The organism is Microcoleus sp. PH2017_34_RAT_O_A, assembly GCF_020737885.1.
Classification (GTDB): domain Bacteria; phylum Cyanobacteriota; class Cyanobacteriia; order Cyanobacteriales; family Microcoleaceae; genus Microcoleus.
Window position 1 is genome coordinate 18,739 of record NZ_JAEQDD010000069.1, and the last position, 12,612, is coordinate 31,350.

General features: G+C 45.3%; 10 protein-coding genes and 1 pseudogene. 3 read left to right on the forward strand and 8 right to left on the reverse strand.

Annotation, left to right across the window (positions count from 1 at the left end; translation table 11 throughout):
* Positions 1–397: 397 nt before the first annotated feature.
* The 4 genes from JGK11_RS21605 to JGK11_RS21620 form a co-directional block, all read right to left on the reverse strand.
* On the reverse strand, positions 398–1,228 hold the full coding sequence (locus JGK11_RS21605; protein WP_293212810.1) for an SWIM zinc finger family protein: 831 nt from the start codon (positions 1,226–1,228) through the stop codon (positions 398–400).
* A gap of 15 nt (positions 1,229–1,243) precedes the next feature.
* Entirely contained in the window at positions 1,244–4,549 is a 3,306-nt protein-coding gene (locus JGK11_RS21610; protein ID WP_293212812.1) for a DEAD/DEAH box helicase, read from the reverse strand.
* 325 nt (positions 4,550–4,874) lie between these two features.
* Positions 4,875–5,465: a Uma2 family endonuclease gene (locus JGK11_RS21615; protein WP_293212814.1), complete on the reverse strand. Its 591-nt coding sequence runs from the start codon at positions 5,463–5,465 to the stop codon at positions 4,875–4,877.
* Between the two features lie 267 nt (positions 5,466–5,732).
* Positions 5,733–6,239 carry a hypothetical protein gene (locus JGK11_RS21620; RefSeq protein WP_293212816.1) on the reverse strand — a complete coding sequence of 169 codons (507 nt, stop codon included), beginning with the start codon at positions 6,237–6,239 and terminating at the stop codon, positions 5,733–5,735.
* Between the two features lie 284 nt (positions 6,240–6,523).
* On the opposite strand from JGK11_RS21620, the gene serA reads away from it, so the two are divergent.
* Together serA and prmA are read left to right on the forward strand one after the other, a co-directional pair.
* Positions 6,524–8,107 (forward strand): phosphoglycerate dehydrogenase, encoded by a 1,584-nt coding sequence (gene serA / locus JGK11_RS21625; protein ID WP_293186380.1) that lies wholly within the window; start codon positions 6,524–6,526, stop codon positions 8,105–8,107.
* A 415-nt stretch (positions 8,108–8,522) separates the two neighbouring features.
* The gene (gene prmA, locus JGK11_RS21630; RefSeq protein ID WP_293186381.1) at positions 8,523–9,413 is read left to right on the forward strand and encodes a 50S ribosomal protein L11 methyltransferase; all 891 of its coding nucleotides are present in this window, start codon (positions 8,523–8,525) and stop codon (positions 9,411–9,413) included.
* 261 nt (positions 9,414–9,674) lie between these two features.
* Here the strand turns inward: prmA and JGK11_RS21635 are convergent, their stop codons facing one another.
* Positions 9,675–10,274: a hypothetical protein gene (locus JGK11_RS21635; RefSeq protein WP_293208014.1), complete on the reverse strand. Its 600-nt coding sequence runs from the start codon at positions 10,272–10,274 to the stop codon at positions 9,675–9,677.
* 142 nt (positions 10,275–10,416) lie between these two features.
* Positions 10,417–10,734, reverse strand: coding sequence for a thioredoxin (gene trxA, locus JGK11_RS21640; RefSeq protein ID WP_293148879.1), 318 nt, complete (start codon positions 10,732–10,734; stop codon positions 10,417–10,419).
* A gap of 153 nt (positions 10,735–10,887) precedes the next feature.
* Here trxA and fabG point away from each other — a divergent pair, with 153 nt between their 5' ends.
* Positions 10,888–11,652, forward strand: a complete 765-nt coding sequence (gene fabG, locus JGK11_RS21645; RefSeq protein ID WP_293186385.1) for a 3-oxoacyl-[acyl-carrier-protein] reductase — start codon at positions 10,888–10,890, stop codon at positions 11,650–11,652.
* A 60-nt stretch (positions 11,653–11,712) separates the two neighbouring features.
* Here the strand turns inward: fabG and JGK11_RS21650 are convergent, their stop codons facing one another.
* Positions 11,713–11,961, reverse strand: coding sequence for a hypothetical protein (locus JGK11_RS21650; protein ID WP_293186386.1), 249 nt, complete (start codon positions 11,959–11,961; stop codon positions 11,713–11,715).
* Positions 11,962–12,335: 374 nt separating this feature from the next.
* Positions 12,336–12,519, reverse strand: a pseudogene (locus JGK11_RS21655) (ISKra4 family transposase); the annotation flags it as partial.
* Positions 12,520–12,612: the final 93 nt, after the last annotated feature.

A 12,612-nucleotide genomic window follows, 5' to 3' on the forward strand; every position in this document is an offset into this window, starting at 1 on the left:
ATGGGATGAACTAAGTTTTGTGACGGTCTAAGAGACCTTGATACAATCATAGTTCGCAGATAGGTAATGGCGATCCGGACAGTTTCGGCTTATGTTGCTTTTATCATTCGCAGATCTCCAAGCACGGGGATTTGGGGATGCTCAGTCAAGCTTCATCCCGCACTCAAATCCATAGCTCGAAGGGAAATTTCTCCTAATTTAGAGAATTTCTGCAACAGTAGCTGAGGAATTAATTGATGGCGGAGGTTGCCGAATTACCGATCGATTACCTTAACAAAAATGGTTGGTAGTGCGGACTTCAGTCCGCATTTTAAGAGCGGACTGAAGTCCGCACTACGAACCTTGTTTATTGCGCTACCGGACATGATGTTAATCAGCAATCGCGCATTGTCAAATTTTACAATTTATTCTTCGTTTTCACCCGCATATACAGCTCTTCCATCGCCTCAATAAATGAACCATCTTTATGCCAAAACGGCGGAAAATCTCCCTGCTTTTTCACCACGATCGCACTTACGCCACTTTGCACCCCCACATCAATCGTCTGCGGCAACCGCTTCGCACCGTGCCAAAACTCTCTCAGGCTGACAGTTTGCGCTTCATTGGCGATCGCCTGCGTGTAATAGGAATCCACCGCCACAGGGGCCGCTGCATCCGCCGTCAACTCGGCAGAAAGCGCCAAGCCCAAAGGCGTTTTTGCCAATTCGCGGTGCAGCACTTCCTTAGAAAGTCCGCGTAATTCAAACAGCAAAAATGGATCTTTGTCCAATTCGGCCGCCACCAGATAATAGACTCCGGCAATATGTTTGCAGGGATTGCTATAGTCTGGGCAAGAGCAAGTGGTTTTAAAGTCCTCACGGCTGCTGGGTAACAGGTGCAATCCGAGGGGTGAGAAAGCGTTTTCAATGTTGTCGGGCATTTCGTTGAGCAGCAAGCGGGAAATGAAGCTGGCTTTTGATGCCATTTGGGCGATCGCCACTTTCCACTTTTCCTGACTAATCGGCTCAAACTCAATTTTAGTTTTGTACAGCGGCTCCTTATAAACCCCAAAATAAGGATTAACCGAGCCTCTCACCTGTGCCATCACTAACCCATCATTCATACCAAAGCTTTTTACCTTACCATTCCGTGCATAGGCACGTCCCCGCCCGAGACGCCCAGAATCGGTAAATCTTTCCAGCCCATCGATAAATTTATTGCCCCACCAAGTCCGAGTAAATTGTGACATATTTTTGATTTTATCCTAATCTAAAACTGCATTTTTATTGAGCCGAATTAACTTCTTAAATGCCTCATTATCCAACTCAGTCAGCCACGATTCATCAGCACCAATAATTGAACCTGCCAATTTCTTTTTGTCCTCAATCATTTGGTCAATCTTTTCTTCCAAAGTGCCAATTGCCACAAACTTATGCACAAACACATTTTTTTCCTGTCCAATCCGAAACGCCCGATCCGTCGCCTGATCTTCCACCGCCGGATTCCACCAGCGATCGAAATGGAACACGTGATTGGCTTTTGTCAGGGTAATTCCCACACCGCCGGCCTTCAGTGATAGAATAAATACCGAAGGTTCTGATTCTGGATCTTGGAACTCTGAAATCATCCGTTCCCGTTTTTCGCGACTCGTTCCGCCGTGGATGTAATAAGTGTTATAATGTAGCGTGTGTTTGATGTATTTTTCTAACGCGCTTCCCAATTCGGTAAACTGCGTAAACACCAATAAACTTTCGCCTTCGGCTTTGACTTCCTCAATCATCTCGATCAGCCGTTCCAGTTTGTGCGATCGCTCTGGTGTAAACTCACTTTCATCCTGCAAAAACTGGCGGGGATGATTGCAAATTTGCTTCAACTTCAGCAGCGTCGCCAAAATCATCCCCTTACGCTTCATTCCTTCAGCCGCATCAATTTCTTGCTCTACCTCTTTCACAATGGCTTCATAAAGCGAAGCTTGCTCGCGGGTGAGATTGCAGTAGAGCTTTTGCTCAACTTTGTCGGGGAGATCCTGAATAATGGACTTATCGGTTTTCAGACGGCGCAGGATAAAAGGTTCTACTAATTTTTTGAGCGCGGCTGATTGCGTGCGACTCCCATGTTTTTGAATCGGTAATTCAAACATTTTCCGAAACTGCGCCTCTTTTCCCAAATATCCGGGATTGAGAAAATTAAAAATTGACCATAAATCTAACAAGCGATTTTCTACAGGTGTTCCAGTCAATGCTAGTCGATGGGTAGCGGGTAACTTTAAAATCGCCTTGGTTTGCGCCGCTTTCGGATTTTTAATATTCTGCGCTTCATCAATTACCAGCCGATGCCACGCTACGCTGCTCAACAGCTTCTCATCTTTGCGCGCCAAGGTAAAGGAAGTAATCAACATATCACAATCTTGGACGGCGGCTTTAAATGCTTTGGCATCTTGCAAGCGTTGAGGGCCGTGGTGAATCAGCGATCGCAATTCTGGAGCAAATTTTTCCATTTCCTTCTGCCAGTTGCCGACTACGGAAGTGGGCGCAATTAGCAGCGTGGGTAAAATCTGATTTTCTGTCCCTTTTTTTGTCTTCTTTTCCGTTCCTTGTTCCGTCTCTTTGCTAGTGGATAAAACTTCTCTTTCTTGCAATAATCGAGCAATTACCTGCGCCGATTTACCCAAACCCATATCGTCGGCAAGACAGCCATTTAATCCCAAACTTTCCAAATAACTCAACCAAGAAACACCGCGCTTTTGATAATCCCGGAGTTTGCCTTGAAACCTTACTGGATCTGCAATTAACTCTAACCTACTCTTATCGTGCAGCTTCTCCAACATATCCGATAAAGCCCGATCGCGCTCCACCTCCAAATCTTCACTAGCTTCTCCTTCTGCCGTCAACTTCATAAAGTCAATCAAGCTGACATCGGGATTCTCTTCGCGATGTTTTTGCCAAAAATTCAGCATCTCCTGCATTTTATCTTTGTCCAGTTCCATCCATTGTCCTCGGAACTGTACCAACGGCGTTTTACTATTAACTAACGCCTGCCATTCTTGTTCGCTAACCCGTTCGCCTCCGATCGCCAATTCATACTGATATTCCACCAAGGAATCTGCCGAAAACAATCCCTTGCCCTTGATTGCAGCGCTTTTGCTGCCCTTCCCTTTGACTTGCAGGCGAATCTTTGCCCGCTGTCGTCCCTTCGGCGTCCACCAAGCGGGAACAATGACTTTATATCCGGCATCTTCTAATACCCAAGCGGACTCGCTGAGGAAGGTAAAAGCATCATCTACGTTGAGGGAAATGTTAGCGGGTTTGTCGGTTTCTAGCCCCTGCCAAAGTAGGGGATAAATCCGCGCAGCGTAGCCGAGATTTGTTAGCAAATGTTGCTCAAAGTTGTCGCCGAATTGTGTTTGCAACTGTTTTTGTTGAGTCGATCGCGATCGCCAATAATCCTGCAACGGCACCCGCAGAGATGGGTCTTGTTTTGCCGCCACCTGAAACTCTAAAACCCAAGGCTGTTCGGGGTTTTCGGGGGATTGTAGTTGAAAGCAGAGGGAGAATGAGTCAGCAGATTGATTGCGCGTAATGCGATCGCGCCAGGTTTGCCATTGCCGGTATTGTTCAAGGCTGACTCGCGCGTTTTTTCCTGTTTGGTTGAAGCAGATTTGGAGTAAAGAATCAACAATCTTATTCTCAAATGATGCTGGGATGGGGGTTTGAGTGACAATTTCGGCGATCGCACATTCTGAAAAATTACGCAGCAACATTTCGCGATCGTAGAACTTTGGTGTATCTTGTAGCTGGATCTTCCGAAAACCGGACACGCAAACTAAAGGCATCCATTCAACATAGCGTTGTAACTCTGTTTCGTACTGCGCTGAAACAATTTCCCATCCCGGATAAATCTCAAAGCTGGGTGCAATTTTGGCAGGTGTTTTTGGAGCTTTTGCAGTCTTTGCGGTTGTTTTTGTTTCACCCGCTTTCTTGCGCCCGCGCGTGGCTTTCTCAGCGGGTTCCGATGTTTCGATGGGTGCGATCGCGATCGGAGCAGTTTCTCGATAGCGCAACGCCGGAATATAATGATCTTTCAGAACAATTTGCTTAAAAAATTGGGTGTAGTGATACCAAAACAGCAAATCTGAACCGAACTGAACTTCTGCTAAATCATAGAGGGCAAAAAAATGCAGATCGTTCAATACTTTAGTCAAAGTGTGGGTGGCGATTGGCACACAATCGACTTCCCAATATTCCAACTCAAATGTTTCGGGTAATTCTGTCTCTAAATATCGCGCTAACTCTAAAGATGGTAACGGCTGGTTATTGGCAGTGGGGAGTAAAAAGTACCGAGGGGCGATCGCATATTCTAGTCCCATCCCACTTGTATTGCTGACTGGTGGCAGTTGAATCCCGGCTTCTTTCGTTAGAAACTCTGTTAACTCTGCCGTCTCCAATTGTCGGGGATGAACCTTAGCAGGCTGTTTTTTCTTTTCAGTGGTTTCAACCCAAATATAAAACGTTCCAGCTTGAACAAAACTCTCTTCTGTTTGAGGAATCCAAGTGCCGTGGAGGATTTTCATAGGTTATACCAAACGCAACCTTTGGCATCGTATCATATCATAAGTTAGTCAAAAAATAGGAAGTACGGTTGAAACCTGGTTTATACAAACAATGTCTGAGCTCAGAGGGACTAAAGATAATAACGTAATTTTACCGCGCTATCTTTAACCTGCGTCGGCAGGTTTTGCCTGTATAGACGCGGTTTCAACCGCCGAGTCGTCTTTAACCTGCGTCGGCAGGTTTTGCTTGTATAGACGCGGTTTCAACCGCCGAGTCGTCTTTAACCTGCGTCGGCAGGTTTTGCTTGTATAGACGCGGTTTCAAACGCCGAGTCTTCTTACACATCTAGAAAATCTCAGTTAAATCCAACACAAAACCGGGCAGTACATCTTCACCTGAGACAGTTCGAGGTGCATCTAAAATTTCTACTTCTTTACCTTGACGGGAGATTTCTACTTGCCGATTTTTGCGATCGAGCAACCAGCCCAAACGAGCTCCATTTTTCATGTACAATCTCATTTTAGCTCGCAATTTTTCTAGGGAATCGGTAGTCGATCGCAATTCCACCACAAAATCGGGACAAATCGGTGCAAATTTCTCTTTTTCTTCGGAAGTTAAAGCATCCCATCTGTCGCGCCGAATCCAAGCAGCATCGGGAGAAATATCAGTACCATCTGGCAGTTTAAATCCGCTAGAAGAATCAAACGCAATTCCCAAATGTTTATTTTGACGGCTCCAAGATTGAAGTTGATAGGATAAGTCAATGTTGCGATTACCAGTCTCGCTACCAGTAGGCGACATAATAATTAATCCTCCACTAGAAGTACGCTCAAATCTCAAATCTCGGTTTTCTTGACACAAATTAAAAAATTGTTCGTCAGTTAGATCAATTGTTAATTCCAGGGGAGAAGATAAAGCGATCGTTGGGATTTCCATCGGTTTCTCCAAATATCAAGTAAGGTCAAATATTCTGGTAACACAACTTGAATCCAAGTCAATATTAGATTTTTACCTAGGGTGCATCTGGGTTTTGAAGAGGGCGAAGCATGACCGCATATAAGTTATTAGTTATAATCTCCTATTTTCTGCGGTCATGCTTCGCCCCTACACACATATTTGCTTGCACAAGCCGCTGCACCGGTTGCCATAATACTAACTTGGAAGTTTTAACCGCAGATGAACGCAGATGAACGCAGATGACAATTAACTTTCTGTATAACCTTGCATATTTTCCGGTTCAAACTGCTGCAAAACATTAGCAGCTTTCTCGGTTAAAGCGTCAGTACCTTTAACTGCAATCAAAAATTTGCCCGCATTCAAACGGTTGCGATAGGGCAAAGCATCGCCGCTACCAAAAGCCATTCCTCCCGCACCGCCGACAAAAACGCTGCCCATTCCGGCCGCGATCGCACCTAGCACTCCGCCGATCGCGTGATCGCCAATTTCGCCCGCCCATGCAAAAGTCTTTAACTCTGTCATCAAGCTGAAGGTAACGCCGGCAATAAAGCCAAACGGTATCAGCCAAACAGCCATGAGTTTAGCTTGTTTCTTTGCTTGCTGGTTGGGATCGATTAAGCCAAATTCATCAGCAGTTTTGTAGCCGCGTCCCAAAATGCTGACTTGCTTCATGGGTAAGCCTTCTTTTTCGAGGGCGCAATAGGCAGCTTCGGCTTGCATTCGATCGGGCAGTACGGCGATAAGATAATTCATCAAAATAATTCCTGATAGTTAGGCTTCAATATCCGGAATTTATTATAGCCTGAAAAGACTTGCTAGCTAAGCAATTGGGCGTTTTTAAGACGATCGCCCAGGACGATCGCCCGCAAAGGTAAAATATTTCACGCAAAAATGACCGACCTTGACCGAATACGGATACAATTCAAACTGCACAAAGGCAAGCTTGAGCTGAGCTGTTAGATTCTGCTCTAAGTCATAAGTCTCAACTTTGAGCTCGCCAACAGGGCTATTTTTACTATTGCACTCAATTGCTTGCTATGCCTAAAGTTCTAGTATCCGATCCGATCGACCAAGCCGGAATTGACATCCTCTCCCAAGTCGCACAAGTTGACGTAAACACAGGACTCTCAGCCGAAGAGCTCGTGCGAATTATTCCAGATTACGATGCTTTAATGATCCGTTCTGGCACCCAAGTTACCAAAGAAATCATTGAAGCCGGAAATCTACTAAAAATCATCGGTAGAGCGGGCGTTGGCGTAGATAATGTCGATGTACCCGCCGCTACCCGCAAAGGAATTGTAGTCGTCAACTCCCCCGAAGGCAACACGATCGCAGCAGCCGAACACGCGATCGCCATGATGCTCTCGATGTCCCGCCACATCCCCGAAGCCAACGCCTCTGTAAAAAGCGGTAAATGGGAGCGCAACCGCTTTATCGGCGTAGAAGTTTACAAAAAAACCCTCGGTATCGTCGGTTTGGGCAAAATCGGCTCCCACCTCGCCACCGCAGCCAAAGCAATGGGCATGAAACTGCTCGCTTACGATCCCTTCATCTCCACCGAAAGAGCCGAACAGTTGGGCTGCCGCTTGGTAGAGCTCGAACTGTTGATGCGCGAATCCGACTACATCACCCTGCACATCCCCAAAACGCCGGAAACTCTGCACTTAATTAACGCTGATGTGCTGTCAAAGATGAAGCCCACGGCCAGGATAATTAATTGCGCCAGAGGTGGCATCATCGACGAAGCAGCCCTGGCAGAAGCGATCAAATCAGGCCAGATCGCCGGTGCAGCGATCGATGTTTACGAACATGAGCCGCTGGAAGCTGATTCTCCGTTGCGAAATGTCGGCCAAAACATCGTGCTGACGCCTCACTTGGGAGCTTCTACGGCTGAAGCTCAGGTGAATGTGGCGATCGACGTTGCCGAACAAATTCGCGATGTGCTGTTGGGACTGCCGGCGCGATCGGCTGTTAACATCCCAGGAATTTACCCAGACTCGATCGAAAAACTCAAACCCTACCTGCAACTCGCCGAAACCCTCGGCAACCTCGTCAGCCAGCTAGCCGGAGGCAGAGTTGATTACCTCAACGTCCAACTCCAAGGCGAATTGGCCAGCAACCAAAGCCAGCCCGTAGTCGTCGCCTCCCTCAAAGGCCTGCTCTCCCAAGCCCTGCGAGAGCGCGTTAACTACGTCAACGCCAGCATTGAAGCCAAAGAACGCGGAATTCGCGTCGTGGAAACCAGAGACGCCTCAATTCGCGACTACACAGGCTCTCTACGCCTCTGTGCTAAGGGAACTCTCGGCGAACACACAGTCACGGGTGCAGTCCTCGGCGAAAGCGAAATTCGGATTACCAGCGTTGACGATTTCCCAGTCAACGTTTGCCCGACGCACCATATGCTGTTTACCTTGCACCGCGATATGCCGGGGATTATTGGAAAAATTGGTTCCCAATTGGGCAGTTTTAATGTCAATATTGCCAGTATGCAAGTAGGCCGTAAAATCGTGCGAGGCGATGCAGTGATGGTTTTGAGCCTTGATGACCCTCTACCAGAGGGTATATTGGCTGAAATTATGAAAGTTCCTGGGATTCGGGATGCTTACACGGTGAATCTTTAAAGGATTTTAGATTTTTCAGGTTCCCCAATCTAAAATCTAAAATCGTTAAACGGTAACTCTTTGAAAGATTTTGGAGTTTAGGTTCCCACAATCTAAAATCTAAAATCGTTAAACGGTAACTATTTGAAGGATTTTAGATTTTAGGTTCCCACAATCTAAAATCTAAAATCGTTAACAATCTAAAATCTAAAATCTAAAATCTAAAATCGTTAGACGCTAACTCTTTGAAGGATTTGGGGGGTTTAGATTTTGGATGCAAGGACTGAATAATTGGTAATAAGTGATTGGTCATTGTTAATTGGCAAAAAAGTTGGAATTTTTCTATTAGTCAATCGTCATTTCTCACTCTTCAGTTCCCAGTATCCAGTTCCTGACGGGCGAATCTAAAATCTAAAATCTAAAATCTAAAATAGTCATGGCACATAGCTGGTGGGAAATTAGAATTCTTTGCGATCCGGCGCTGGAAGATATCATCTTTTGGCGCCTGGAACGGTTTAACTGTCGGGGAACTGCCACTCAGATTAAAAGCAATTCCTGCCTGATGTCGGCTTATTTGCCCGAGGAACAAGCGGGATTGTTGGATTTGGCGGCCCTGTCTTTGTGGCTGCGGCAAGATGCTTTGTGTGCGGGTTTGCCCTTACCTGCGATGCAGTGGGATTTGATAGAAGATGAAGACTGGGGGAGCACTTGGAAGCAGCAGTGGCAGCCTCAAGAAGTGGGCGATCGCTTTTTAATTAATCCGGCTTGGCTTCCCCCACCGACTGATACCGATCGCGTAATCTTGCGTTTAGATCCCGGTGTTGCTTTCGGTACGGGTGCTCACGCTACGACTCAACTCTGTCTGGAGTCGCTGGAAATGCGCCTCGGTTTTGACGACAAAGAATGTGTAGTTGCTGATATCGGCTGCGGATCGGGTATTTTGTCGATCGGCGCGGTGTTGCTGGGCGCCACAAAAGTTTATGCTCTGGATACAGATCCTTTGGCAGTGCGATCGACCATCAGCAACCGACAACTCAACCGCGTTAACCCGCAGCAGTTGGTGGCAGAACTCGGAAGTATCGATCGGCTGATCGAAATGACGGGCGGCCCGATCGACGGTTTGATGTGCAATATTTTAGCCGAAGTAATCATTGATTTAATCCCGCAGTTCACCGCCATTAGCAAGCCGACTACTTGGGCAGTTCTCAGCGGCATTTTGCTCGAACAAGCTAAACCAATTGCAGACACTCTCGAACAACACGGTTGGATTGTTGCTACTCTGTGGAAGCGCGAAGATTGGTGCTGTTTTAATATTCGGCGCAGTTAATAATTAGAAATTGGGAATTGGTAATTGGTAATTGGTAATTGGTAATTGGTAATTGGTAATTGGTAATTGGTAGGGTGCGTCAGCTAGCATAATTCAATTCACCAGCAATCAAATATTAGCTGACGCACCTTACAGAAGTTGGGTAAAATAGTAATTGCAGCAGAATAATTAAGATAGAGAAAGTATATTAAGTTTGTAGTAAGGACTTTAGTCCTTCTTCAGACCAGGAGAGAGGACTAAAGTCCTCACTACAAACCAATTTTATCGCGGTCGCTCGACAGCAGATGATATTAGAGAACGAACGTAAAAAGAGACAGAGCCGATTAAATAAAAACTATTCACCAAAATCAACAATATCTTACCAACATAAGAATTAACCAAACCAAAAACGCGATAAGTTGACAGCAGCACTAACAGCATTTCAACCAAAGAAACAATTGACCCGTAGTGCTTCCTATCCCAATAAGAAATAGGACTGATAAAACGGTAATTGCTGAACGGAAAAAAGTGCCTGTGAGCATCATCATTATGCACTGGCAAATCTCCCAAAGAGTGCAGAATCATGCTCAGAAACAAAATTTGCACGCTTTGCCAGCCAAAATAATAAGCAATTACCCAGCCGATCGCAGCTAGGGGGATAGAATGAAACAAAGCCACAATATTCTGGACAACAGGCTCGTAATATGCTTTTGACCAAATTGTAGCTTCCGGCAAGCGAGCAATGTACTTCGCCCAAAAGTAAAATAAAAATATCGGGATATCGGGTAAGATTCCGCCGATAACGATCGGCAAGTTAAATTCAGATTGCTGGGCTCTACCAAGAATGGCGAGATTGATAATCGCGTGACTGGGAGTTTTCATAAGACAAAAATGCACAATTGGTTTGTAGTGAGGACTTTAGTCCTTCCAAAAGAGGACTAAAGTCCTTACTACGAACCTAACTTCCTCGTTGGTAGTAAGGACTTTAGTCCTTTCAGATAAAAGTGAAGTCCTGACTACCAACCTACAAATGAGGTTGCAGTCGATCGATCAACTGCGCCGGTTGCAATACTCCCTCAATGCGATCGACCTCAACACCATTTTTGAACAGCACCAAAGTCGGCAAAGCATAAATGTGAAACTGCGACGCCAACTGCTCGTACTTATCCGTATCAATCTTAACAACCATGAGCTTATCTTTCGTCTGACCGCTCACCTGCTCCAAAATCGGCACCATCATCTGACAAGGCCCGCACCAAGTAGCATAAAAATCTACCAGTACAGGCAAATCAGAGCTCGATAGTAACTCTTCAAAACTGTTGAACTGTTTTTGAACTGCCATCTTAAAAATGTGGTAAAGGGACGCCCATTATACCCGAAGGCTTAACGAGTAGGGAATTGTGACAACTGAACTCAATAAGTCAGTATAAATTTTTTTGGTTCTGGATCGATTTTAAGGCAGAATTCTGTGAGCATAGATTTTGAGGACAGAATTATGGAATTATTGCCAGAGACATATCAGCGATTGCAGGGACAAGTTGCCGTTGTCACCGGTGCGTCGCGGGGAATTGGGCGGGCTTGCGCTTTAGCATTCGCAGCAGAAGGCGCTAAAGTCGCCGTGAACTATGCCAGTTCAAGCGCTGCGGCTGATGAGGCGGTAGCAGAAATTATTGCAGCGGGCGGAGAAGCTGTGGCCCTTGCAGCAGATGTCTCCAAAACTGACCAAGTGGATGCACTCATCAGTAATGTCATGGAAAAATGGGGACGAATTGACATTTTGGTGAACAATGCCGGCATCACCCGCGATACTTTGCTGCTGCGGATGAAGCTAGAAGATTGGCAAGCAGTGATTGATTTGAATCTCACCGGCGTATTTTTGTGTACAAAAGCTGTCAGCAAAATCATGTTGAAACAGCGCAGCGGCCGAATTATTAATATTGCTTCGGTTGCCGGCCAAATGGGAAATCCCGGACAAGCTAATTACAGTGCGGCGAAAGCTGGAGTCATTGGATTTACTAAAACTGTGGCGAAAGAATTGGCAAGTCGCGCGATTACTGTGAATGCAGTTGCACCGGGTTTTATCACCACAGATATGACAAAGGATGTCAAATCTGACGAGATTTTAAAGTACATTCCGCTGGGAAGATACGGCGAAGTTGAGGAAGTTGCGGGGATGGTGAAGTTTTTGGCGGCGGATGCGGCGGCGGCTTATATTACCGGGCAAGTTTTTAATGTCGATGGCGGCATGGTGATGGCTTAGATTTGGGAATTTTTAACCGCAGATGCACGCGGATGAGCGCGGATGTCTGCGGTTATGAATTTATTTCAAATCTCTGTAGGTTGCTTGTCGGTGCACCTTCCCCGATTCGACAACCTTCTTACTTTGACAAAACTCTTCAAATAGTTCAAAAAAACTATTTAAAGCATCTTTCTCATCCTGAGAAAAAAAGAGAATTATATTCGCCCATGATTGAGATGAATCAATATTGAATTTTTTCTGTATCCATTCTTGAAAGCCATCTAGAGCGTTTTCTTCTTTTAGAGGTACGCCAAGCTGATACTGTGCCACATTGTATCCCGACAAGAAAGCCTGAAGACAACTAATTGACACCTTGCCCAAATAGACTGAAGGTTTATTCTTGATTTTTTTGAGAAGCTCGGAGAGATTATCCATACAAACTATCCCGTTGAATACTTGAGTCTAACAATACTTATATTCTCAACTCTATCTAATATTATTTATAAAAACTCTTGCTACACGACAATTGTTGCGCGGAGTGAGACACTTTAGTCTCATGTGTAAGGTGCGGATCTGTAAAATTGTCGCTTTTTCGGGTGCATCTGGTTTTTGAAGAGGGCGAAGCATGACCGCATATAAGTTATTAGTTATAATCTTATATTCACTGCGGTCATGCTTGGGAGCATCCCGGTTTTGAAAAAGCCTCAAATAGCCAAGAGATCGTTGAGGTAAGCACAACGAAGTTTTAGCATCTTGTTATGACATTTTTTTCAACCATTGAGCTCCCGAAATTTTCAACCTTCTATCTATTTGTTTGACAGCCGATTCCACCGCTCCCGAGCCTATGGAACAAATCTTGTCTGATGATAATTGCTCATAATTCAATACGGTTTACTTAAGGTCGAACAAGTGGTACACTAAGTATGATGTATAAAAAAGTAAATCAAGTATAGTGCCGTACAAAAAATTATTATTAGAATC